Raw genomic sequence first — 23,245 nt, 5'->3', positions numbered from 1 at the left:
GTTGCATTCGGTTGAGTGGCGAAGATAGCAGCTTGCGAATAATCCGATGCACATAGGTCGCTGACACGCAAAGTGTCGAGAACATCACTCCGAACCAATGGCGCGCATGCAGATCTCTGCCCTATAGTCCTGCCAATGCCCACTCCGCCCCACCACCATGCCCCTGCTCGACAGCCAACACGCCGATGAACTCAGCGCCTTGCTGGCGGTGTTTGATGCCGGCTCGTTTGTTGCAGCGGCCGCGCAGCTGCAGCGCCACCCGACGGTGCTGTCGCGCCGGCTGAGTGCGCTGGAGGCACGGCTGGGGATTCGGTTGCTGGAGCGGTCCACGCGCCAACTGCGGTTTACCAGCGAGGGCCAGCATTTTGTGGCCCAGGTGCGCGAGGCCATGGCCTTGCTGGACCAGGCCCAGCGCCAGGCCAGCGAGGCCGCAGCTGTTGTGTGTGGGTCGCTGCGGCTGTCGCTACCGGCCAGCATGGGGCGGCGCTGGCTCAGCCCCATGGTGGCGGGGTTTGCCAAGGCCCACCCGCAGGTGGTGCTGGATGTGGAGTATGCCGAGCGCTTTGTCGACATCATTGGCGAGCGTTTTGATGCGGCGATCCGCATCGGCTCGCTGGCCGACAGCAGCCTGGTGGCGACCCGGCTGTGTGACCACCGGCGCCTGGTCTGTGCCGCGCCCAGCTACCTGGCCGCGCAAGGCTGGCCGCAAACGCCGCAGGACCTGGCCAGCCACCGCTGTCTGGGCTTTACCGGGCTGCGCAGCTACCCGCAGTGGCAGTTCTCGCGCGTGGGGGAATCCTGCACGGTCAGCATCCGCGCCAGCATGGTGAGCAATGACAACGAGGCCTTGCTGGTCGCCGCGCGCCAAGGGCTGGGCATCATGGCGGGTGGCGACTGGTTGCTGGGCCCCGAGGTGGCAGCGGGCCATCTGCAGGAGGTGCTGCCGCAGTGGCAGCTGCAGGCCGATGCCGGCATCTACCTGGTGCGGCCTTCCAGCCAGTGGCGCAGTGCCGCATCCAGCGCCTGGCGCGACTGGGTGATGGCGCATTTTGCGCAGGGCGCTCCCTGGCGCCAGCCAGAAGGCGCTGCTTGAGGAAGGGTCAGGCCAGCGCGTGGGCGGCGGCGATGCCGCTGCGCACGGCGCCTTCCAAGGTCGCGGGGTAGGGCCCGTCGATATAGTCGCCGCAGGCCAGCAGACCGGGTGCAATCAGCATGCCGGGGCGCTGCAGGCCAGGCGTGCAGGCAAAGGTGGCGCGCTTTTCCACAATGGTTTTGAGGGGCTGCAAGGCCAGGCCCAACTGGGCCTGCGCCTGGGCGATGACCTGCTGCTCGATCTCGGCGCGGTCGCCATGGCTGGTGCTGATGACAAAGGCCAAGAGGCCCGCCGGGTCGCCCAGCTGGGCGCGGTCAAACACAAACTGCGCGGGCTGCTGGGGGCTGCTCTCCAGCGCCAGCCAGGGCGCGGCCAGGCTGTGGCCTTGGGCGTTGGGGGCCGGGTTCCAGGCGTAGACGGTGGCAATGGCGGTGTGTGCCAGGCGCTGGGCGTCGTCCGCCCAGGCCTGGGCCTCTGCCTGCTCGGGCGCTGATGAATCTGCAAAGGCCGCTTGCACCAGACGCGCGGCCTCCCAGGCCGGGCAGGCCAGCAGCACCTGGTCATAGCGCTGTCCGTTGACCCGCCAGCCGGAATCGGACCTGGCCAGCTGCTGCACCCGCCCGCTCAGGTGGCAGTCATGGCCCCGGGCTTGCAGCCAGCTGGCGGCGGCATCGGGGAAGAGCCGGCCCAGGTCCACCAGCGGCAGCCAGAAATGCGAGCCTTTGTGTGTGGCAAACAGGCTGTCTTGCAGCACGCGCAGAAAGACCTGGCCGCTGGCCTGGTGCAGGGGCGTGTTCAGCGCCGAGATGCACAGCGGGTCAAAAAACTCCGCCAGCAGGCGCTGGGGCAGACCGGCGCAGAGATCGGCCACGCTGGCCTGCGGTGCGCAGCGAAAACCCTGGCGTTGCCAGGCGGCAGCGCGGCGCAGCAGTTGCAGGCGTTCGACCAGTGACCAGCCCCTGGCCGTGGCAATGCCGATCAGCGCATCCCAGGGCGGCGCAGTATCGGGAAACTGAATGCCCCGGCCATCGGGGTAGCGCATGGCCAGTGGCCGCTTGATAAAGGACGCATCGGTGCTGACGCCCACGCGCTCCATCAGCGCGCGGCAGGCGGTGTAGGCGCCAATCAGAATGTGCTGGCCGTTGTCGACGGTGATCTCGTCGCCGCCGGGCAAGGCCAAGGCCAGGCCGCGCGCGCGGCCGCCCCAGTGGGCGGAGGATTCCCAGACCGTGACCTGGTGGGCGCTGACCGCGGCGAGCTCAACGGCGGCGGCCATGCCAGCCCAGCCGCCGCCGATCACGGCGATACGTTGGCTGCGGGCCACGTTACATGCGGCCCAGTGCTTGCATGCGCCAGGCCAGCCAGAGCTTGCGCAGAGGGGTCAGGCTCACGCGCTGGTGCAGCACCTGGAACTTGTCCTGCTCGATCTCGCGCAGCAAGGTGCGGTAGATGCTGGCCATCATCAGCCCGGGCTTTTGCGCGCGGTAATCGGCCTGCGGCAGCAGGGCCAGCGCCTCGTCATAGAGCTGGTGGGCGCGCTGGGCCTGAAAGCGCATCAGCGCTTCGAAGCGCTCCGAGTACTTGCGGTTGAGAATCTCATGCGCCTTGACATCGAACTGCTGGAGCTCATTGACGGGCAGGTAGATGCGGCCGCGCATCGCGTCCTCGCCCACATCGCGGATGATGTTGGTGAGCTGGAACGCCAGGCCCAGCTTGTGGGCGTACTGCGTGGTTTGCGGGCTGGTCTGGCCAAAGATGCGGGCCGCCACCTCGCCCACCACGCCTGCCACCAGGTGGCAGTAGCGCTGCAGGCCGGGAAAATCCAGATAACGGGTTTGCTCCAGGTCCATCTGGCAGCCCTCGATCACCGCCAGCAGGTGCTCGGCCTGGATGGAGAAGGCGCTGGCATGGGGCATCAGCGCCTGCATCACCGGGTGGCTGGGCTGGCCGGCAAAGCTCTTGCGCACTTCGCTCTGCCACCAGGCCAGCTTGGTGGCCGCCACGCCCGGGTCGCTCACCTCGTCGACGACATCGTCGACCTCTCTGCAAAAGGCGTAGAAGGCGGTGATCGCTGCACGCCGGTCTTTAGGCAGGAAGAGAAAGGCATAGTAAAAGCTGCTGCCTGAGGCTGCGGCCTTGTTTTGAACATACTGCTGGGGCGTGGTCATAAGCGCCGTATTGTCCCATGGGCCGGAGGCCCGGGAGGATTACCCCAGCGACAGAGATGCAAGTCATCACGGCGCCTTGCCAGGCTCCTCTGCATGACCGCGCAAACCGGGCTGCACTGCCCCGATGGCGGGGGTGAGCGCTTGCACAGCTTTGTTGACAATGCCTGCTGGGGTGACTGGGGCTGCTGATCAAAGGAAAAAATATAAATAAATTCAAAGATCTTTGGTGTTATGGCATGCAGGCGTCGGTCGACGGGAGGGCGTATCGAAGTCTTTTGTTGCAATAGTTGTTGGGTATTGACATGTCGCCCTCCATATAATCGCGGTCGCCATTGAGCACAAGGGGAGATACATGCCGCCCGGGCACCAGGACCAAAGCCAACAACAAGTCCGGGTTTCCACACTGACGGCGGCATGTGCGGAGGGACGCTGCAGGCACCACGATTGACGGGGTGCCTGTGGCGGATCTTTCTGTCGTGGATCTAGCGGGTACGGGCTGAACACCATTGAGGGGTTCAGCCCGTTTTCCTTCTGGGCCTCTGAGCCATCGCGTGACGGGCCGCTTGCATAATGCTGCCATGCGCATACTCCTGGTAGAAGATGATCAGATGATTGGCGAAGTGGTGCTCGATGCACTGCGTGCCGAATCCTGGGCGGTCGATTGGGTCAAAGACGGGGCGATGGCGCAGACGGCGCTGGCGACGGCCGGCTACGACCTGGTGCTGCTGGACCTGGGCCTGCCCAAGGTGGACGGGCTGCAGGTGCTGAGCGAGATGCGCGCGCGCCAGGTCCGCATTCCGGTGCTGGTGGCCACCGCGCGTGATGCCATTGCCGAGCGGGTGGCGGGGCTCGACGCCGGTGCCGACGACTACATCATCAAACCCTATGACCTCGATGAGCTGCTGGCGCGTATCCGGGCGCTGCTGCGCCGTGCCAGCGGCCGGGCCGAACCCGAGTACTGCTGGGGCCAGGTGCGCCTGGTGCCCGCCTCGCGCGAGGCCTTTGTGGCCGGCCAGCCGGTGCAGCTGTCGGCCCGTGAATGGGCGGTGCTCGAGCCCTTGATCGCCCGGCCCGGCCGCGTGCTCTCCCGCGCGCAGCTGGAAGAAAAGCTCTACTCCTGGCGCGATGACATCAGCAGCAATGCGGTTGAAGTCTACATCCACGGCGTGCGCAAAAAGCTGGGCGCCGATCTGATCCAGAATGTGCGCGGCCTGGGCTACCTGGTGCCGGTCGAGTCGCTGCCAAGCGGGGTGGCACCTTGAGCCATGCGCTGTGGACGGGGCGGCCTTTTTCGCTGCGCGCGCGGCTCATCTGGGCGCTGCTGGCTGTGGTGGTGGTGGCTGCGGGCCTGCAGGCTGTCAGCATCTACCGCACGGCGCGGGCGGAGACCGAGGCGCTGTTCGATGTGCAGATGCAGCGCATTGCGCTGGCGCTGTCGGCGGGCTTGGCGTCCGAAGTTGCGTCTGATGCGCTGGCCGATCCGCAGGCCAAGGCGCAGGACATGATCGTGCAGATCTGGCGCTCCGACGGCATCATGCTCTACCGCTCCAGCAACTCGCGCTTGCTGCCCCAGGTCGCCGTGCTGGGTTTCAGCGATGCGCGGGCGCATGGCGTGGCCTTTCGCATCTATGCGCTGCAGACGCCGACCCAGGTGATCCAGGTGGCGCAAGAGGCCGCATCGCGCGGCCAGATGGCCGGCAATGTGGCCCTGCGCTCCATCGTGCCGGTGCTGCTGCTGGCCCCGCTGATCATGTTGGTGGTGTGGTGGGTGGTGGCCCATACCTTGGCGCCGTTGGCGCGCACCCGCGAGCAGCTGGCGGCGCGCCAGGCCGATGATTTGTCTCCGCTGGCCGATGCCGATCTGCCGCTGGAAGTGCAGCCCCTGGTGCAGGAGATGAACCTGCTGCTGGCGCGCTTGCAGGCGGCCTTTGATGCGCTGCAGCGCTTTGTGGGCGACGCCGCCCATGAGCTGCGTACACCGCTGGCGGCGCTGCGGCTGCAGGTGCAGGGCCTGGCCCGCGCGCCCGATGATGCCGCGCGCCGTGTGGCCAGCGAGCGGGTGATGGCAGGCATTGACCGGGCCACGCGCATGGTCGAGCAGCTGCTGCACCTGGCCCGCCAGGAGGCCGGGCAGATGCAGGCAGCGCCTGCGCAGCCAGTCGCGGTGGCTGCGCTGTGCGGGATGGCGGTCGATGAGCTGCAGCCGCTGGCCCAGCAGGCCGGCTTGACCTTGCAGCACCAGCTGGACGAGACCCTGGAGCCCGTGCAGGGCCAGGCCGATGCGCTCGGCCTGCTGCTGCGCAATCTGCTGGAAAACGCGCTGCGCTACACCCCCGCAGGTGGCCAGGTACTGTGCCGCTGGTACGCCGATGCCGAAGGCCAGCGTGTGCTCAGCGTTGAAGACAGCGGGCCCGGTATCGCCCCCGAAGAGCGCGAGCGGGTGCTGGACCGCTTCTACCGCGTGCCCGGCACCGCTGCGCATGGCAGCGGGCTGGGGCTGGCCATTGTCAGCGCGGTGGCACGCCAGCACGGTGCGCAGCTGGTTCTGGATGCGTCTCCCAGCTTGGGTGGCCTGCGGGTGCGGGTGATTTTCTGAGCCCACACGGCGCAAACTGATTCGTTGTAAATATCAGCTTATTCAATCTGCGAACTTCTAGGGTTAGCAGGGGGAGGGGGCTATCGGTAGCTAAGGGATAAAGGAGCGCACAAGAACCTTTAGGAGACCGGCATGAACCCGTGGAGCATCGCGCTCAGCGCAGCGCTGTTGGGGGTGTGGGGCGCTGCAGCGCAGGCCCAGCCCAAGGCCTATCCGCAGCAGCCCATCAAGCTGGTGGTGGGTTATTCACCGGGCGGCTCGGTCGATATCGTGGCGCGGCAGTACGGGCAAAAGCTCTCCGAGCTGCTGGGCCAGAGCGTGATTGTCGAGAACAAGGCGGGCGCCAGCGGCACCCTGGCCGCCAATGCGGTCAAAAACGCAGCGCCCAATGGCTACACCCTGTACTTTGTGGCCAGCCCCACGATCAGCATCACGCCGGCGGTGACCAGCACCAGCTTTGACCCGGTGGCCGATTTTTCGCCGATCGGGTCGGTCGTCAAGTACACCAATGTGCTGCTGGTGGGCGCGCAGTCGCCGTTCAAATCGCTGCAGGAGCTGCTGGCCTTTGGCAAGGCCCATCCCGGCCAGCTGACGTATGCCTCAGCGGGCAATGGCTCGTCCAACCACCTCTCGGGTGTGCTGCTGGCCAAGTACGCGGGCATCACGATGACGCATGTGCCTTTCAAGGGCAATGCGCCGGCCATGGCCGAGCTGATGGCCAACCGCGTCTCCATCCTGTTTGACCTGAACACGACGGCGGTCACCCAGGTGCAGGGCGGCAGCGTGCGCGCGCTGGCGCTGACATCGCCGCAGCGCAACCCGCAGCTGCCCCAGACGCCGACGATGGCCGAGTCCGGCTACCCCGACTTCAATTTCGAAGGCTGGATTGGCCTCTTGGCACCGGCTAAGACCGCGCCCGAGGTGGTTGAGGCGCTGGCCCAGGCCAACCAGAAAATCCTGGCCGATGCCCGCTTTGTCGCCGATATGGAGCGCTCGGGCTATGCGATCGACCCGGTCAGCACCGCTGATCTGAAAAAACGCATTGCCAGTGACTACGCCTTCTTCAAGCCATTGGCCCCGGACGTTCAGGCCAGCCAGTAACACCACCATGTCACACACCTTCAATATCGGCGACCTGGTCGCCCAGTTCCTGCACGCCATCGGTACCGAGCTAGTCTTTGGCATCATCTCCGTGCACAACATCCCCATCATGGACGGCATCGCGCGCCAGGGCGGCATCCGTGTGGTGATGACGCGCGGCGAGATGGGCGCGTCGCATATGGCCGATGGCTATGCCCGGCGCAGCGGCAAGCTGGGCGTGCTGGTCTCCAGCACCGGGCCGGGCGCGGCCAATACCGTGTCGGGCTTGCTGGAGGCCTCGTTTGCCTCCAGCCCGCTTTTGCATATCACCGGCCAGGTGCCGCGCAAGTTTCTGGGGCGCGACACCGGCGCCACCCACAATGTGCGCGACCAGCTGGGCATGCTGCAATCGGTCTGCAAGGCCAGCTACCGCATTGAGCGGGCCGAAGACGCGCTGCGCATCTTGCAGCAGGCAGCCAGCGAGGCGCTGACGGCGCCGATGGGGCCGGTCAGCATCGAGATTCCGATCGATGTGCAAAAGCAGCCTATGCCGCAGGCCGATGCGGGCACAAGCCTGGCGCTGCCGCCCCTGCCCGCGCGCCCCCGGGCCAGCGATGCCGAGATTGCGCAGCTGGCCGAGCGCGTGCGGGCTGCGCGGCGGCCCATGCTCTGGGTGGGGCGCGGCGCCATCGATGGCGGCGCAGCGCTGCAGCAGCTGCTGGACAGGGGCTTTGGCATGGCATCGAGCTGGGCCGGGCGCGGCATCGTGCCCGAGGACCACCCTTGCAATCTGGGCGGCCTCAACGGCACCGGCGCGCCGGAGGTGATTGACTTCTACAAGACCGTGGATCTGATGCTCGTGGTGGGCTCGCGGCTGCGCGGCCAGGAGACCGTGGACCAAAGCCTGGCCTTGCCCGGCCTGCGGGTGCAGATCGACCTGGACCCCGCCGCCGAAGGGCGCAGCTATGACTGCGCGCAGTTTGTCTGTGGCGATGCCCGCGATGTGCTCGAACGCCTGGTGGTGGCGCTGGGCAATTACCAGGCCGAGCCCGGCTACCGCGCGCAATTTGCCGGTATGAAGCAGCGCGCGCGCCAGGCCTTTGCCGCCACGCTGGGGCCCTATGCCGGCTTTGCCGAGCAGCTCAGAAGCCAGCTGCCGCGCAATGCCGTCTGGGCCCGTGATATCACCGTGGCCAACTCGACCTGGGGCAACCGTTTGTTCGAGGTCTATGGCCCCCGCGATGCCATGCACCCGGTGGGCGCCGGCATTGGCCAGGGCCTGCCGCTGGGGATCGGCGCGGCCTTTGCCGCTGAAGGTGCCAAGACCGTGGTGCTGAGCGGCGATGCCGGCTTCATGATGAATGTCTGCGAGCTCTGGACCGCGATGCAGGAGCGGCTGGACATGCTGTTCATCGTCATGAATGACGCCGGCTACGGCGTCATCAAGCACATGCAGGATGCGAACTTTGGCGGCCGGCGCGTCTATGGCGATCTGGCACCGCCGGACTTTGCGCTGCTGGCCCAGTCGGCCGGCATCGCCTACCGCAAGCTCAGCCAGGCCCATGGCTTGGCAGAGGCGGTGGCGCAGCTGGCGAGCCAACCCGGGCTGGCATTGCTGGAGGTCGATATGCTGGCCATTGGCGAGGCACCGCCGTATTTCCCCTACCAAAAGTCTTGAGGCCGAAAGTGATGCGCGTCTAAGTTTCCTCTAAGTCTGGGCAGGCACATTAGCTCCATCGGCCTCATGCAAGTGGTATTCAGGAGTACAAAATGTCTGTTCCTTCTTTTCAACTCGGTTCGCGCAAACTGGTAGCTGCCTTGCTGACGGCAGGGGTGTTGGGCGGCGTGGGTGCCTCTGCGCTGCAGCATGTGCAGTGGAGCGCCCATGCCCAGGGCGCGCCTGCGGTCATGGCGCAAGCGGCGCCGGCTTCCGCGCCCATGGTGAGCCTGCCCAATTTCAGCGCCATCACCCAGCAGGCCGGGCCTGCAGTGGTCAATATCAGTGTGCGCGGCACGCGCAAGGTCTCGGACGATGAGGACGACGGTGACGATGCCGATGCCGCACCCTCGGCCAACCGGGGCCAGCAGATCGACCCCAATGACCCGATGCTGCAGTTCTTCCGCCAGTTCGGCTTTGGCGTGCCCCAGCAAGGCATGCCGCGCGGCTTTGGCCGCCAGGTGCCGCAAGAGGTGCCGATGGCCGGCGAAGGCTCGGGCTTTATCATCAGCCCCGATGGCACCATCCTGACCAATGCCCACGTGGTCAAGGGCGCCAAGACGGTGACGGTCAAGCTCACCGACCGGCGCGAGTTCAAGGCCAAGGTGCTGGGCTCGGACCCCAAGACCGATATCGCCGTCATCAAGATCGACGCCAAGGATTTGCCCGTTGCCAAGATCGGTGACTCCAAGGCCATCCAGCAAGGCGAATGGGTGCTGGCCATTGGCTCGCCCTTTGGCTTCGAGAACTCGGTGACCGCCGGTGTCGTCAGTGCCAAGGGCCGCGCGCTGCCCGATGACAGCTCGGTGCCCTTTATCCAGACCGATGTGGCGATCAACCCCGGCAATTCCGGTGGCCCGCTGATCAATGCGCGGGGCGAGGTGGTCGGCATCAACTCGCAGATCTACAGCAAGAGCGGCGGCTACCAGGGCCTGTCCTTTGCGATCCCGATCGACCTGGCGGTCAACATCAAGGACCAGATCGTCTCGCACGGCAAGGTCGACCATGCGCGCCTGGGGGTCGTGATCCAGGAGGTCAACCAGGCCTTTGCCGATTCCTTCAGGCTGCCCAAGCCCGAAGGCGCCTTGGTGGCCAGTGTGGAAAAGGGCGGCCCTGCCGACAAGGCCGGCCTGCAGCCCGGCGATGTGATCACCGGCTACAACGGCCAGGCGATTGTCTCGTCCAACGACCTGCCTGCGGCCATTGCCACAGCGCGCCCAGGCACCCAGGCCGAGCTGCAAGTCTGGCGCGGCGGCAAGGCCACCACCTTGCAGGCCACCCTGGGCGGCAATGTCAGCAAGGGCGAGCAGGTGGCGGGCAATGAGAAGGTCGGTAAGGGCAAGCTGGGCCTGGCGCTGCGCGAGCTGACGCCCCAGGAAAAGCAGGCCAGCGGCAGCCAGCAGGGCTTGATCGTTGAGCAAGCGGCCGGGCCTGCAGCGCTGGCCGGCGTGCAACCCGGTGACGTGGTGCTGTCCGTCAACGGTGCGGCGGTGAACGGGATTGAGGATCTGCGCAAGCAGGTCGCCCAGTCCGACAAGTCGGTGGCGCTGCTGATCGAGCGCAATGGCCAGAAGATTTTTGTACCCGTGCAGCTGGGTTAAGAAAGGCTAGACCATGTCAAACACATTCCCCACTTGGGCAAAGGATGGCTGAGCACTGAGCCGCCTGGCCGCAAGGCCCGTAAACACTCTCCTCGGGGGTTCCCATAACCCCTTTAGGCCGGATCGCAGGATTCGGCCTTTTTTTTGTTCGGGCGGATAGCGGCTTACATGCGCCAGGCGCGCCACAGCATCAGCGGCACATCGCCCTTGCCAATGGTGCGGCGCTGCCACAGGCTCTGGCCTTGCAGCGCCTCTACTTTGTCCAGAATGCGCAAGCCCCCTTGCACGACCAGGCGCAGTTCCCAGCCGGCGCGGCCGGGCACGCGGTGCACCAGCGGCGCGCCTTCTTCCATCAGGCGGCGCGCCCAGGCGGCTTGCTGCATCACCAGCTGGCGCAGCGCCGGGCTGTCCTGGCGCTGCTGCATGGCGGCCGTGGTGATACCGGCGGCCTGGCAGTCGGCATCATTGAGGTAGTAGCGGCCGCGCAGAATATCCACGCTCAAGTCCTGCCAGAAGTTGATCAGCTGCAGCGCGCTGCAGATGGCGTCGCTCTGGGCGAGGGACGGGGCATCGTTCACGCCATACAGATGCAGCAGCAAGCGGCCCACTGGGTTGGCCGAGCGGCGGCAGTAGTCGAGCAGCTCGCTGCGGTCGGCATAGCGCGCGCCTTGGGCGGTCTTGTCGATGTCCTGCATAAAGGCACTGATCAAATCATCGAGCAGCGCCACCGGCAGCTGCCACTGTTGGATGGCTGCCTGCAGCGGCGCAAACACGGCCTGCCAGCGCTCCTGCGGCGGTTTGCCCTGGGCGATATGGGCGAGCGCATCGCGGTAGGCCTGCAGCTCGGCCAGGCGGGCGGGGGCATCGGCGTCGCCCTCGTCGGCAATGTCATCGGCCGTGCGCGCAAAGTGGTAGATGGCGGCAATGGGCGGGCGCAGCGCCGGTGGGCACAGCCAGGAGGCCACCGGAAAATTCTCGTAGTGGGTGACGGGCGTGGCCACGGCCGGCGTTGACGAGCCGATAGGCGCAGAAGGGGAGGGCGTGGAATCTTTCACAGCGCCGATGCTAGCGCATCCCACAGGGTGTGGCTGCCAAGCATTGACAGCCGGGAGCGAACTGTCTAGATTAGTGACCGTTTGGTCATTAAGGGCCTTCGGCACAGCGCGCGTCCGGGTGTTGTGCTGAGGGTCCTTGGTTCGTTCCCCTCTTTTTCATCTGCCGGGCCAGGGTCATCTTGGCCTCACCGCCCGCATGCACACCATGTTCCTACCTCTTCGAGCGCCCAGTGCGCGTGCCGCAGTGCTGCTGCTGTCCATCGCCACCTTGGCGGCCTGTTCACGCCAGGAATCCCCGCCCGAGCCGATCCGGGCGGTCAAGCTGCAAACGGTGGGCGCGGCGCCGCTGCAGGCGCAGACGGCGTTTGCCGGTGATATCCGCGCCCGCACCGAGGCGCAGCTGGGCTTTCGGGTGGCCGGCAAGGTGCTCAGCCGCAACGTGGAGCTGGGCCAGGCCATCAAGCCCGGGCAGTTGCTGGCGCAGTTGGATGGCGCCGATTACGCGCTGGCCGCGCAAGGCGCGCAGGCCCAGGTGCAGGCAGCGACCACGCAGCGTGACTTGGAAGCGGCGAACTACCGCCGCTTCAAGGAACTGCGGGACAAGAATTTCATCAGCGCTGCGGAGATGGAGCGCCATGCGGCAGCGCTGAAATCGGCCCAGGCCCAGCTCGACCAGGCCAAGGCCAATGCGGCCAGCCAAAGCAACCAGACGGCCTATACCCGCCTGGTGTCCGATGTGGCGGGCGTCGTGACCGCCGTGAATGTGGAGCCCGGCCAGGTCGTGTCTGCCGGCACCCCGGTGCTGCGGGTGGCCAAGGATGGCGCGCGCGATGCCGTGTTTGCCGTGCCCGAGGACCGCATTGCCCAGCTCAAGCCCGGCCAGCCGGTGCAGGTCAAGGTCTGGCCCGAGGAGCAGTTGCTGGGCGCCCATATCCGCGAGGTAGCGGCCAGCGCCGATGCTGCCACGCGCACCTACCAGGTCAAGGCCTCGCTGGATGCGGCGCCCAATGATGTGCTGCCCAAGCTGGGCGCCACCGTGACCGTGGTGCCGCCCGAGCGCCCTGCCGGTGCGGACAAGGCGAGCGAGGTGATCAAGCTGCCTTTGTCGGCGCTGTGGGACAAGGGCGGCAGCAGCCAGGTCTGGGTGTTTGACCCGGCCAGCTCCACCGTGCAAGCCCAGGCAGTGGCCGTGGCGCGCATGGACGGCAATGACGCCGTGATCCAAAGCGGTCTGCAGGCGGGGCAGCAGGTGGTGATTGCCGGCGTGCATGTGCTCAATGCTGGCCAGAAGGTGACGGTGTTCCAGTCCAAGTACGCCGCTGCAGCGCCTGCGCAAACGCAGCCCGATGCACCGGTGGTCAATGCACCCGCTGCTGCGGATGCTGCGGCTCCTGCAGCCAAGCAGTAAGAGGTGGCCATGCAAACACCTCCGAACACGCCGCAAGGCGCTGCAACGCCCGCGTCGGCCCCCGAGCCCGATGGCGAAAAGCACAGCAGCAGCAAGGGCTTCAACCTCTCGCGCTGGGCGCTGCAGCATGTGCCGCTGACGCGCTACCTGCTGATCATGCTGCTGGTGCTGGGCATCGGCGCGTATTTTCAGCTGGGCCAGGACGAGGACCCGCCGTTCACCTTCCGTGCGATGGTGGTCTCGGCCGCATGGCCGGGGGCCACCGCGCAGCAGATGGCCGAGCAGGTGACCGACAAGGTCGAGCGCACCTTGCAGGACGTGCCCAATGCCGACAAGATCGTCAGCTACTCCAAGCCCGGCGAGATGCTGGTCATCCTGAACCTGCGCGAAGACACGCGCCCGCAGGATGTGCCGCAGACCTGGCTGGCCGTGCGCAAAAAGGTGGGCGATATGCGCGCCAGCTTGCCCCAGGGTGTGCTCGGCCCCTTCTACAACGATGACTTTGGCGATGTCTACGGCGTGATCTATGCGCTGCAGGGCGAGGGCTATAGCTACGCCGAACTCAAGGAATATGCCGACAGCGTGCGCCAGAGCCTGCTGCGGGTGAAGGATGTCGCCAAGGTCGAACTCTTTGGCGTGCAGGACGAGAAGCTCTATATCGAGATCTCGCGCAGCAAGCTGGCCCAACTGGGGCTGGACATGAACCAGGTCATTGCCCAGCTCGGCCAGCAAAATGCGGTGCAAAGCGGTGGCGAGGTGCAGGCCGGCGCCGACCGGGTGCAGGTCGAGGTGACGGGCGAGTTCCGCCAGCTCGACGACGTCAAGGCCATGCCGATCCGGGGGCCCAACGGCAACCAGCTCAAGCTGGGCGATATCGCCGATATCTACCGCAGCTACCTGGACCCGGCCAAGACCAAGGTGCATTTCCAGGGCCAGCCCACGGTGGCCCTGGGCATCTCGATGCGCAAGGGTGGCGATGTGATTGCGCTGGGCAAGCACCTGCATGAGGCGGTGGACAAGATTGTGCCCACCTTGCCGGCCGGCCTGAGCCTGGAGAACGTGCAGGACCAGCCCAAGGCCGTGTCCACTTCGGTCAACGAGTTTGTGCGCGTGCTGATCGAGGCGGTGGTGATTGTGCTGGCCGTGAGCTTTGTGAGCCTGGGCATGCATATCCGCAAGGGCAAGGACCCGCTGTGGCGCCGCATCACCCTGGATCCGCGCCCCGGGCTGGTGGTGGGCATCACCATTCCGCTGGTGCTTTGCGCCACCTTCCTGGCGATGTGGTACTGGGGCATTGGCCTGCACAAGGTCTCGCTGGGCTCGCTGATCATTGCGCTGGGCCTGTTGGTGGACGACGCCATCATTGCGGTCGAGATGATGGTGCGCAAGATGGAAGAGGGCTATGACAAGCTGAGCGCGGCCACTGCCGCCTATGACATCACCGCCAAGCCGATGCTGACGGGCACCTTGATCACGGCAGCGGGCTTTATGCCGATTGGCATCGCCAAGTCCACCACCGGCGAGTACACCTTTGCGATCTTTGCGGTGACCGTGATTGCGCTGGTCATCAGCTGGGTGGCCTCGGTCTACTTTGTGCCTTACCTGGGCACCGTGTTCCTGAAGAAGCCCAGGCATGCGCCGCAAGAGAGTGAGGGTGGTGAGGGCGGCGAGCATGCGATGTTCGACACCCCCTTCTACAACCGCTTCCGCCGCACTGTCTCCTGGTGCGTGGAGCACCGCTGGCTGACGATTGGCGCCACGGTGCTGGTGTTTGCGCTGGGCCTGTTTGGCATGAGCCGGGTCCAGCAGCAGTTCTTCCCCGATTCCAACCGCACCGAGATCCTGATGGATGTCTGGCTGCCGGAGGGATCGAGCATGGCCGCCAACGAAGAGGTGACGCGGCGCATCGAGCAGCGCATGCAGGCGCAGGACGGCATCGAGTCCGTCACCTCCTGGATCGGCTCGGGCGTGCCGCGCTTTTACCTGCCGCTGGACCAGATCTTCCCGCAGTCCAATGTGTCGCAGCTGATCCTGCTGCCCCACAACCTGGCCGATCGCGACAGCCTGATGAAGCGGCTGCCGACCTTGCTGGCCCAGGAGTTCCCGGAGGTGCGCGCCCGCGTCAAGCTGCTGCCCAGCGGCCCGCCGGTGCCCTACCCGGTGCAGTTCCGCGTGATGGGCCAGGACCCCCAACTGCTGCGCACGCTGGCGAGCGAAGTGCGTGCCAAGCTGGAGGCATCGCCCGATATGCGCGGTGTGAACGACAACTGGAACGAGTCCATCAAGGTGCTGCGCCTGGAGGTGGACCAGAGCAAGGCGCGTGCGCTGGGTGTGAGCAACCAGAGCATTGCCCAGGCCACGCGCACCCAGCTGTCGGGCAACACCATTGGCCAGTTCCGCGAAGGCGACAAGCTGATCGACATGGTGCTGCGCCAGCCGGTGGACGAGCGCCAGGCCGTGACCGACGTGGGCAATGCCTATGTGGCCTCGAGCAGTGGTCAGGCCATCTTGCTGTCGCAGATTGCCAAGCCCAGCTTTGTCTGGGAGCCGGGCATTCTCTGGCGCCAGGGGCGGGAGTATGCGATCACCGTACAAGGCGATGTGGCTGCCGGCCTGCAAGGCCCAACCGTCACGCAAAAGCTCTGGCCCGATCTGCAAAAGCTGCAGCAGGGCTGGGCCGACAAGGGCCTGAACCAGTACCGCATCGAGATTGCCGGTGCGGTGGAGGAGAGCGCCAAGGGCTCGGACTCGATCATGGCAGGCATGCCGATCATGGTGTTCATTGTCTTTACCCTGTTGATGCTGCAGCTGCACAGCTTCAGCCGCTCGGTGCTGGTCTATATCACCGGCTTCCTGGGCATCGCGGGCGTGACGGCGGCCTTGCTGCTGCTGAACCGGCCCTTTGGCTTTGTCGCCTTGCTGGGCGTGATCGCACTGATGGGCATGATCCAGCGCAACTCGGTGATCCTGATCGACCAGATCGAGGCCAACCATGCGGCGGGCCTCTCGACCTGGGATGCGATTGTCGAGGCCGCCACCCACCGGCTGCGCCCAATTGCACTGACCGCCGCTGCTGCCGTGCTGGCGATGATTCCGCTCTCGCGCAGCATCTTCTGGGGGCCGATGGCTGTGGCCATCATGGGAGGCCTGGTCGTTGCCACGGTGCTGACCTTGCTGGCGCTGCCGGCGATGTATGCGGCCTGGTTCCGCGTGAAGAAGGAGCACAGCGAGGTGCCACTGTCGGCGGCGGTTTGAGCGGCCTGCGATGCCAGGCCATGGCGCGGGCAGTTTTTGCCCCGGTTTGCCCAAGGCGCCAATGGCTTGCATTAGAATCTTGGATTGACCTAAAACAGGCGGGTTGGCTCACAAGCTGGCTGCAGCCGCAACCGCGCGGGTGGCGAAATTGGTAGACGCACCAGGTTTAGGTCCTGACGCCAGCAATGGTGTGGGGGTTCGAGTCCCCCCCCGCGCACCAAAATTTAATAGCAGAAGGTATAAGCGCCGTCTGCTTTTTTGCTGAATGTGAGCCGAATTTCCCGCAGGAGATTCGGCTTTTTTCTTGGTGATTTGCATTGGCGGCTGCCCGCATCCGGGTTCTGACCCTGCAGCAAGACGGTATTGGCAGCCAAGAAAAGAGCTGGCTTTATATATAATGTTCGGTTTCGGTCGATGGCGCCTTGCGCTGCACCGCTTTCGTGACAACGCTGGTTTTTGCCGCGTCACGCCAGGTGTTGCTTGCTACTGAATGCGCTGTCATCGTTTGATTTTTGGGTGTGCTGGGCTTAGGGCCAGTCGCCTATCTACTGGGACCCCAGGTTGTAAAACGGTGCCAATCCCCGTTGATGCCATCCCCGATGTGACACGGACAGTCCTCGCATCGGACGCAAGCTTTGCCGCTTGCAGGCTGGCTTGAATGGCGTTTGCACACCGTGGCCGGAAGGGTTCGTGCCTAACTAGGATTAACCATGGCAGTGAATGTTGAAACCCTTGAAAAGCTCGAGCGCAAAATTTCGCTGAGCTTGCCTCTCGCATCCGTGCAAACCGAAGTGGACAGCCGCCTCAAGCGCCTGGCCCGCACCGTGAAGATGGACGGCTTCCGTCCAGGTAAGGTGCCGATGAACGTGGTGGCACAGCGCTATGGCTATTCCGTGCAGTACGAAGTGCTCAACGAGAAGGTCGGCGAGGCATTTGCCAAGGCCGCCAACGAAGCCGAGCTGCGCGTGGCCGGTCAGCCCAAGATCACTGAAAAAGAAGGCGCACCTGAGGGTGAGCTGGCATTTGACGCCGTGTTCGAAGTGTTCCCCGAAGTCAAGATCGGTGACCTGGCTTCCGCTGAAGTCGAGAAGCTGGCTGCCGACGTGGACGACGCTGCCATCGAAAAGACCATCGACATCCTGCGCAAGCAGCGTCGCACTTTCGCCCAGCGCCCAGCCGACACGGCTGCCGTGGACGGCGACCGCGTGACCGTGGACTTCGAAGGCAAGATCGACGGCGAACCCTTTGCTGGCGGCAAGGCTGAAGCCTTCCAGTTCCTGATCGGCGAAGGCCAGATGCTCAAGGAATTCGAAGACGCCGTGCGCGGCATGAAGACCGGCGAATCCAAGACTTTCCCCCTGGCATTCCCAGAGGACTACCACGGCAAGGAAGTGGCTGGCAAGACCGCCGACTTCCTGGTGACCGTCAAGAAGGTGGAAGCGGCCAACCTGCCCGAAGTGAACGAAGCACTGGCCAAGTCCCTGGGCATTGCTGACGGCTCCGTCGAAGGCCTGCGCGCTGACATCAAGAAGAACCTGGAGCGTGAAGTCAAGTTCCGCGTTCAGTCGCGCAACAAGCAAGCCGTGATGGAAGCCCTGGTGTCCAAGGCTGAACTGGACCTGCCCAAGGCGAGCATCGACGCCGAAGTCGGCCGTCTGCTCGAAGGCGCCCGTGAAGAGCTCAAGCAACGCGGCATCAAGGACGCTGAAAAGGCGGAAATCCCTGCTGACGTGTTCCTGCCCCAAGCCGAGCGCCGCGTGCGCCTGGGCCTGGTGGTGGCCGAGCTGGTCAAGGCCAACAAGCTGGAAGCCACGCCTGAGCAAATCAAGGCCCACATCGACGAGCTGGCATCGAGCTACGAGAAGCCAGAAGACGTCGTGCGTTGGTACTTTGGTGACCGCCAGCGTCTGGCCGAAGTCGAAGCCGTTGTGATCGAAAACAACGTGACCGAATTCGTGCTGGGCAAGGCCAAGGTCAGCGACAAGACCGTGTCCTTCGACGAACTGATGGGTCAACAAGGCTGATAGCCAGGTGCGCTGGGCGGCCATGGCCGCCAGCGCTTGCCAGCCAAAATCAGGGGCTTGTGCTTTTGGGCGCAGGCCCCATTTTATTGGGGTACAGTTAGCGCAGTCATAGTGCATTGACGCTAGCTTCCACCAATCCTGAACGGAGATGTAATGAGCGCACAAGATATTCAGAACTTGGGTTTGATCCCGATGGTGATCGAGCAATCGGGCCGTGGTGAGCGCTCGTTTGACATTTACTCGCGCCTGCTCAAGGACCGCGTGATTTTTCTGGTCGGTGAAGTCAATGACCAGACCGCCAACCTGGTGGTGGCCCAGCTGCTGTTCCTGGAAAGCGAAAACCCCGACAAGGAGATTTCGCTCTACATCAACTCGCCTGGCGGCAGCGTGACGGCCGGCATGGCCATCTATGACACGATGCAGTTCATCAAGCCGCAGGTCTCGACCATGTGCCTGGGCTTTGCTGCCAGCATGGGCGCTTTCCTGCTGGCCGCTGGCGAGAAGGGTAAGCGCTACTCGCTGCCCAACTCCAAGATCATGATCCACCAGGTGCTGGGCGGCGCCCGTGGCCAGGCCACGGACATCGAAATCCATGCCCGCGACATCATCCGCACCAAGGAGCAGATGAACCGCATCCTGGCAGACCGCACCGGCCAGCCTTATGACAAGGTCAAGGCCGATACCGAGCGCGACTACTTCATGACGGCACCAGAAGCCCAGGAGTACGGTTTGGTCGATACTGTGGTAGAAAAGCGCCCATAAGTAGGCTTTTCCGGTGAAGCGGCCGCAACCCTACCGGTTGAGGCCGCTTTGTAGTTGGTTATCATTGTTTCCACATAGATTCGATTGAAGGCATTGCCCCCATGGCCGAGAAAAAAGGCTCATCCAGCGAAAAAACCCTGTACTGCTCCTTCTGCGGCAAGAGCCAGCACGAGGTGAAGAAACTCATTGCCGGACCGTCCGTGTTCATCTGCGATGAGTGCATCAACCTCTGCAATGACATCGTGCGCGACGAAGTGGCAGCAGAAGGCAAGGAGGGCGAGAAGGCCAAGGGCAATGATCTGCCGACACCGGCCGAGATCAAGGCCACCCTGGACAACTATGTCATCGGTCAGGATCCCGCCAAACGCACCCTGGCCGTGGCGGTGTACAACCACTACAAGCGCCTGGCGCACAAGGACAAGGCCGGCAAGGACGATGTGGAGCTGGCCAAGAGCAATATCTTGCTGATCGGCCCCACCGGCTCTGGCAAGACCTTGCTCGCCCAGACCCTGGCCCGCCAGCTGAACGTGCCCTTTGTGATGGCTGACGCCACCACGTTGACGGAAGCGGGCTATGTCGGCGAGGACGTCGAGAACATCGTGCAAAAGCTGCTGCAAAGCTGCAACTACGATGTGGAGCGGGCCCAGCGCGGCATTGTCTACATCGACGAAATCGACAAGATCACCCGCAAGGCTGACAACCCCTCGATCACCCGCGACGTATCGGGCGAAGGCGTGCAGCAGGCGCTGCTCAAGCTGATCGAAGGCACGATGGCCTCGATCCCGCCCCAGGGCGGCCGCAAGCACCCGAACCAGGATTTCCTGCAGGTCGACACGACCAATATCCTGTTCATCTGCGGCGGCGCCTTTGCCGGGCTGGAGAAGGTCATCGAGAACCGCTCCGAGGCCTCGGGCATCGGTTTTGGTGCCACCGTCAAGAGCAAGCAGCAGCGCTCTATCTCCGAGGCCTTCCGCGACATCGAGCCCGAAGACCTGATCAAGTTCGGCATCATCCCCGAGCTGGTGGGGCGTCTGCCGGTGGTCACTGCGCTGGCCGAGCTGTCGGAAGACGCGCTGGTGCAGATCCTGACCCAGCCCAAGAATGCGCTGGTCAAGCAGTACAACAAGCTGCTGGGCATGGAAGGCGTGGAGCTGGAAGTGCGCCCGGATGCCTTGACCGCCATTGCCAAGAAGGCGCTGGCCCGCAAGACCGGCGCCCGGGGGCTGCGCTCGATACTGGAGCAGTCGCTGATGACGACCATGTTTGACCTGCCCACCACCGACAACGTGGCCAAGGTCGTGGTCGAAGAGGCGACGATCAACGAAGGCAAGCCGCCCCTCCTGGTGTACCGGGAAGCGGCGAAAAAGGCCTGACAGGCTGCGATGGCAGAGACCGCTGGGGCTCTGCCATCGGTGTTTTACGAGGACCGCTTGGCGCCGCCGGGCTGTGTCCCATGGGCTTGAGGGTGCATTTGCTGGCCTGCACCCGCCCTGGCCCCTGGTTTTTCATGGCCAAGGGTTGAAATATCGCTTTTACGAATCATCTTCGTACAAGTTTCAAAAGGATTTTCATGTCCGACAACCAAACCCAATCCTCCCACCCCCTGGAATTGCCCATGCTCCCGCTGCGGGACGTGGTCGTTTTTCCGCACATGGTGATCCCGCTGTTCGTCGGCCGCCCCAAGAGCATCAAGGCGCTGGAGACGGCGATGGAAGGCGACCGCAAGATCATGCTGGTGGCCCAGAAGACGGCCGCCAAGGACGATCCGACGGTCAACGACATGTTCAGCGTCGGCTGCGTCTCGACCATCCTGCAGATGCTCAAGCTGCCCGATGGCACCGTCAAGGTGCTGGTCGAAGGCGTGCAGCGTGCCCAGGTGCAGGAAATCGCCGAAGGCGAGGACTACTTCACCGCGCAGATCGTGCCCGTGGAGCCCGGCGACAGCGCCGACAAGGCCAGCGAGATCGAGGCGCTGCGCCGCGCTGTGATGCAGCAGTTTGACCAGTACGTCAAGCTCAACAAGAAGATCCCATCCGAGATCCTGACCTCCATCTCCGGCATCGATGACGCAGGCCGCCTGGCCGACACCATCGCTGCCCACCTGCCGCTCAAGCTCGAGAACAAGCAGGCCGTGCTGGAGCTGCAAAAGGTGCAGGACCGCCTGGAAAACCTCTACGACCAGCTCGAGCGCGAAGTCGACATCCTCAATGTCGACAAGAAGATCCGTGGCCGCGTCAAAAAGCAGATGGAAAAGAGCCAGCGCGACTTCTACCTGAACGAGCAGGTCAAGGCCATCCAGAAGGAGCTGGGCGAGGGCGAAGACGGCGCCGACCTGGAAGACCTGGAAAAGAAGATCAAGCTGGCCAAGATGACGCAGGATGCGCGCAAGAAGGCCGAGGGCGAGCTCAAGAAGCTCAAGCTGATGTCGCCGATGTCGGCCGAGGCCTCGGTGGTGCGCAACTACATCGAAACGCTGGTGAACCTGCCCTGGGGCAAGAAGACCAAGGTCAAGAAGGACCTGGTCGTCGCCGAGGATGTGCTCAACGAAGACCACTATGGCCTCGACAAGGTCAAGGACCGCATTCTTGAGTACCTCGCGGTGCAGCAGCGCGTGGACAAGGTCAAGGCACCCATCCTGTGCCTGGTCGGCCCTCCTGGCGTAGGCAAGACCTCGCTGGGCCAGTCGATCGCCAAGGCCACCGGGCGCAAGTATGTGCGCATGGCGCTGGGCGGCATGCGTGATGAGGCCGAGATCCGGGGTCACCGCCGTACCTACATCGGCGCGATGCCGGGCAAGGTGCTGCAGAACCTGTCCAAGGTCGGCACGCGCAATCCGCTGTTCCTGCTCGATGAAATCGACAAGCTGGGCATGGACTTCCGCGGTGACCCATCCAGCGCGCTGCTCGAGGTGCTCGACCCCGAGCAGAACAGCAAGTTTGGCGACCACTATGTGGAAGTCGACTTCGACCTCAGCGATGTGATGTTTGTCGCTACCTCGAACTCGATGAACATCCCGCCCGCCTTGCTGGACCGGATGGAAGTGATCCGCCTGGCCGGTTACACCGAGGACGAGAAGACCAATATCGCGATGCGCTACCTGCTGCCCAAGCAGATCGAGAACAACGGCGTCAAGGCCGGTGAGCTCGAGCTGCGCGAGGACGCCGTGCGCGACATCGTGCGCTACTACACCCGCGAAGCCGGTGTGCGTTCGCTCGAGCGTGAGCTGTCCAAGATCTGCCGCAAGGTGGTCAAGAACATCCAGCTGGGCAAGGCACAGGCACCGGTGCAGGTGACGGCCGACAACCTGCCCGACTACCTGGGTGTGCGCAAGTTCAGCTATGGCCATGCCGAGCAGAAGAACCAGGTCGGCCAGGTCGTGGGCCTGGCCTGGACCGAGGTGGGCGGCGATCTGCTGACCATTGAAGCGGCTGCCATGCCTGGCAAGGGCGTCATCAACCGCACCGGCTCGCTGGGCGATGTGATGAAGGAATCGGTCGAAGCGGCCCGCACCGTGGTGCGCAGCCGGGCCCGTTCGCTGGGCATCCGCGATGACGTGTTCGAAAAGCGCGACATCCACATCCACGTGCCCGATGGCGCCACCCCCAAGGATGGCCCCAGCGCTGGTGCCGCGATGACGACGGCGCTGGTGTCGGTGCTGACCGGCATCCCCGTGCGTGCCGATGTGGCGATGACCGGCGAGATCACCTTGCGCGGTGAAGTCACCGCCATCGGTGGCTTGAAGGAAAAGCTGCTGGCTGCGCTGCGCGGTGGCATCAAGACTGTGATGATCCCGGAAGAGAACGTCAAGGACCTTGCCGAGATCCCCGACAACGTCAAGAGCGGTCTGGAGATCGTGCCGGTGCGCTGGATCGACAAGGTGCTGGAAGTGGCGCTGGAAGTCAAACCCACGCCCTTGAGCGACAGCGATGCGCCTGCCGCCGAGCCGGTGCCCGTGGTGCCTGCCGTGGCTGTGGCAGCGACTGCCGCCAAGGCGGCACCTGCGCGCCGCTCGCGTGCGGTCAAGCACTGATCGGCTGCTGCTCTGCACGGAAAACCGGCCCGTCATCAAAAACGGGCCGGTTTGCCAAAAAGACCAAAAAATATGCGTTACAATGCATACCATCGCGGAGCCCGGTATATAATAGCGGACTTCCGGTAAAGCGGATACGCGGGAATAGCTCAGTTGGTAGAGCGATACCTTGCCAAGGTATAGGTCGACGGTTCGAACCCGTTTTCCCGCTCCAAATTGGCTGTGTTGATGGTTTCAGCATGGCAACAATCCATGGCGCGATAGCAAAGCGGTTATGCCCCGGATTGCAAATCCGGTTAGACCAGTTCGACTCTGGTTCGCGCCTCCAGGACATGCTTGTCAGTACGTTTTGGGTTCGTGGTGAAACGAACAATGTATGCGGGAATAGCTCAGTTGGTAGAGCGATACCTTGCCAAGGTATAGGTCGACGGTTCGAACCCGTTTTCCCGCTCCATA

The 23,245-nt window shown here is 64.3% G+C and carries 15 protein-coding genes and 4 tRNA genes; 16 read left to right on the top strand and 3 right to left on the bottom strand.

What is annotated here, in order from left to right:
• Window positions 1–157 precede the first annotated feature (157 nt).
• The gene (locus tag WH303_RS13205) at window positions 158–1,093 is read left to right on the top strand and encodes a LysR family transcriptional regulator (RefSeq protein ID WP_339519031.1); all 936 of its coding nucleotides are present in this window, start codon (window positions 158–160) and stop codon (window positions 1,091–1,093) included.
• A gap of 7 nt (window positions 1,094–1,100) precedes the next feature.
• Here the strand turns inward: WH303_RS13205 and hpnE are convergent, their stop codons facing one another.
• Both hpnE and hpnD read right to left on the bottom strand, forming a co-directional pair.
• Window positions 1,101–2,417, bottom strand: coding sequence for a hydroxysqualene dehydroxylase HpnE (hpnE, locus tag WH303_RS13200; protein ID WP_339519029.1), 1,317 nt, complete (start codon window positions 2,415–2,417; stop codon window positions 1,101–1,103).
• A gap of 1 nt (window position 2,418) precedes the next feature.
• The gene (hpnD, locus tag WH303_RS13195) at window positions 2,419–3,261 is read right to left on the bottom strand and encodes a presqualene diphosphate synthase HpnD (protein ID WP_021027453.1); all 843 of its coding nucleotides are present in this window, start codon (window positions 3,259–3,261) and stop codon (window positions 2,419–2,421) included.
• A gap of 578 nt (window positions 3,262–3,839) precedes the next feature.
• Here hpnD and WH303_RS13190 point away from each other — a divergent pair.
• The 5 genes from WH303_RS13190 (at window position 3,840) to WH303_RS13170 (ending at window position 10,255) form a co-directional block, all read left to right on the top strand.
• On the top strand, window positions 3,840–4,523 hold the full coding sequence (locus WH303_RS13190) for a response regulator (protein ID WP_339519025.1): 684 nt from the start codon (window positions 3,840–3,842) through the stop codon (window positions 4,521–4,523).
• Window positions 4,520–5,857 (top strand): ATP-binding protein, encoded by a 1,338-nt coding sequence (locus WH303_RS13185; protein ID WP_339519023.1) that lies wholly within the window; start codon window positions 4,520–4,522, stop codon window positions 5,855–5,857. The genes WH303_RS13190 and WH303_RS13185 overlap by 4 nt, the downstream gene beginning before the upstream one ends.
• A 132-nt stretch (window positions 5,858–5,989) precedes the next feature.
• Window positions 5,990–6,958: a Bug family tripartite tricarboxylate transporter substrate binding protein gene (locus tag WH303_RS13180; RefSeq protein ID WP_339519021.1), complete on the top strand. Its 969-nt coding sequence runs from the start codon at window positions 5,990–5,992 to the stop codon at window positions 6,956–6,958.
• A 7-nt stretch (window positions 6,959–6,965) separates the two neighbouring features.
• Complete coding sequence (locus WH303_RS13175; protein WP_339519020.1) at window positions 6,966–8,615, top strand: thiamine pyrophosphate-binding protein; 1,650 nt, start codon at window positions 6,966–6,968, stop codon at window positions 8,613–8,615.
• Window positions 8,616–8,707: 92 nt separating this feature from the next.
• On the top strand, window positions 8,708–10,255 hold the full coding sequence (locus tag WH303_RS13170; protein WP_339519018.1) for a DegQ family serine endoprotease: 1,548 nt from the start codon (window positions 8,708–8,710) through the stop codon (window positions 10,253–10,255).
• Between the two features lie 164 nt (window positions 10,256–10,419).
• Here the strand turns inward: WH303_RS13170 and hpnC are convergent, their stop codons facing one another.
• The gene (gene hpnC, locus WH303_RS13165) at window positions 10,420–11,310 is read right to left on the bottom strand and encodes a squalene synthase HpnC (RefSeq protein WP_445228283.1); all 891 of its coding nucleotides are present in this window, start codon (window positions 11,308–11,310) and stop codon (window positions 10,420–10,422) included.
• A 205-nt stretch (window positions 11,311–11,515) separates the two neighbouring features.
• Here hpnC and WH303_RS13160 point away from each other — a divergent pair, with 205 nt between their 5' ends.
• The 10 genes from WH303_RS13160 (at window position 11,516) to WH303_RS13115 (ending at window position 23,243) form a co-directional block, all read left to right on the top strand.
• Window positions 11,516–12,718: an efflux RND transporter periplasmic adaptor subunit gene (locus WH303_RS13160; protein ID WP_339519016.1), complete on the top strand. Its 1,203-nt coding sequence runs from the start codon at window positions 11,516–11,518 to the stop codon at window positions 12,716–12,718.
• A gap of 9 nt (window positions 12,719–12,727) precedes the next feature.
• Window positions 12,728–15,973, top strand: a complete 3,246-nt coding sequence (locus WH303_RS13155) for an efflux RND transporter permease subunit (RefSeq protein WP_339519014.1) — start codon at window positions 12,728–12,730, stop codon at window positions 15,971–15,973.
• A 133-nt stretch (window positions 15,974–16,106) separates the two neighbouring features.
• Window positions 16,107–16,193 (top strand) — tRNA-Leu (locus WH303_RS13150).
• 490 nt (window positions 16,194–16,683) lie between these two features.
• Window positions 16,684–17,997 (top strand): trigger factor, encoded by a 1,314-nt coding sequence (gene tig, locus WH303_RS13145; RefSeq protein ID WP_021027444.1) that lies wholly within the window; start codon window positions 16,684–16,686, stop codon window positions 17,995–17,997.
• Between the two features lie 153 nt (window positions 17,998–18,150).
• Window positions 18,151–18,759: an ATP-dependent Clp endopeptidase proteolytic subunit ClpP gene (gene clpP, locus WH303_RS13140; protein WP_021027443.1), complete on the top strand. Its 609-nt coding sequence runs from the start codon at window positions 18,151–18,153 to the stop codon at window positions 18,757–18,759.
• A 101-nt stretch (window positions 18,760–18,860) separates the two neighbouring features.
• Entirely contained in the window at window positions 18,861–20,132 is a 1,272-nt protein-coding gene (gene clpX, locus WH303_RS13135) for an ATP-dependent Clp protease ATP-binding subunit ClpX (protein ID WP_021027442.1), read from the top strand.
• A gap of 197 nt (window positions 20,133–20,329) precedes the next feature.
• Window positions 20,330–22,789, top strand: coding sequence for an endopeptidase La (gene lon, locus WH303_RS13130; protein ID WP_021027441.1), 2,460 nt, complete (start codon window positions 20,330–20,332; stop codon window positions 22,787–22,789).
• A 138-nt stretch (window positions 22,790–22,927) separates the two neighbouring features.
• A tRNA-Gly gene (locus WH303_RS13125) sits at window positions 22,928–23,003 on the top strand.
• A 40-nt stretch (window positions 23,004–23,043) separates the two neighbouring features.
• Window positions 23,044–23,117 (top strand) — tRNA-Cys (locus WH303_RS13120).
• Window positions 23,118–23,167: 50 nt separating this feature from the next.
• A tRNA-Gly gene (locus WH303_RS13115) sits at window positions 23,168–23,243 on the top strand.
• Window positions 23,244–23,245 lie beyond the last annotated feature (2 nt).

The organism is Comamonas sp. MYb69 (assembly GCF_037479315.1).
GTDB lineage: Bacteria > Pseudomonadota > Gammaproteobacteria > Burkholderiales > Burkholderiaceae_C > Comamonas.
Note: the sequence above shows the minus strand (reverse complement) of the source record. Positions and strands in the feature narration are given on the sequence as shown.

Coding starts and splice junctions, on each gene's coding strand:
- WH303_RS13205 (WP_339519031.1), top strand. CDS start 158: ATGCCCCTGCTCGACAGCCAACACGCCGATGAACTCAGCGCCTTGCTG.
- hpnD (WP_021027453.1), bottom strand. CDS start 3,261: ATGACCACGCCCCAGCAGTATGTTCAAAACAAGGCCGCAGCCTCAGGC.
- WH303_RS13190 (WP_339519025.1), top strand. CDS start 3,840: ATGCGCATACTCCTGGTAGAAGATGATCAGATGATTGGCGAAGTGGTG.
- WH303_RS13180 (WP_339519021.1), top strand. CDS start 5,990: ATGAACCCGTGGAGCATCGCGCTCAGCGCAGCGCTGTTGGGGGTGTGG.
- WH303_RS13175 (WP_339519020.1), top strand. CDS start 6,966: ATGTCACACACCTTCAATATCGGCGACCTGGTCGCCCAGTTCCTGCAC.
- WH303_RS13170 (WP_339519018.1), top strand. CDS start 8,708: ATGTCTGTTCCTTCTTTTCAACTCGGTTCGCGCAAACTGGTAGCTGCC.
- WH303_RS13160 (WP_339519016.1), top strand. CDS start 11,516: ATGTTCCTACCTCTTCGAGCGCCCAGTGCGCGTGCCGCAGTGCTGCTG.
- WH303_RS13155 (WP_339519014.1), top strand. CDS start 12,728: ATGCAAACACCTCCGAACACGCCGCAAGGCGCTGCAACGCCCGCGTCG.
- tig (WP_021027444.1), top strand. CDS start 16,684: ATGGCAGTGAATGTTGAAACCCTTGAAAAGCTCGAGCGCAAAATTTCG.
- clpP (WP_021027443.1), top strand. CDS start 18,151: ATGAGCGCACAAGATATTCAGAACTTGGGTTTGATCCCGATGGTGATC.
- clpX (WP_021027442.1), top strand. CDS start 18,861: ATGGCCGAGAAAAAAGGCTCATCCAGCGAAAAAACCCTGTACTGCTCC.
- lon (WP_021027441.1), top strand. CDS start 20,330: ATGTCCGACAACCAAACCCAATCCTCCCACCCCCTGGAATTGCCCATG.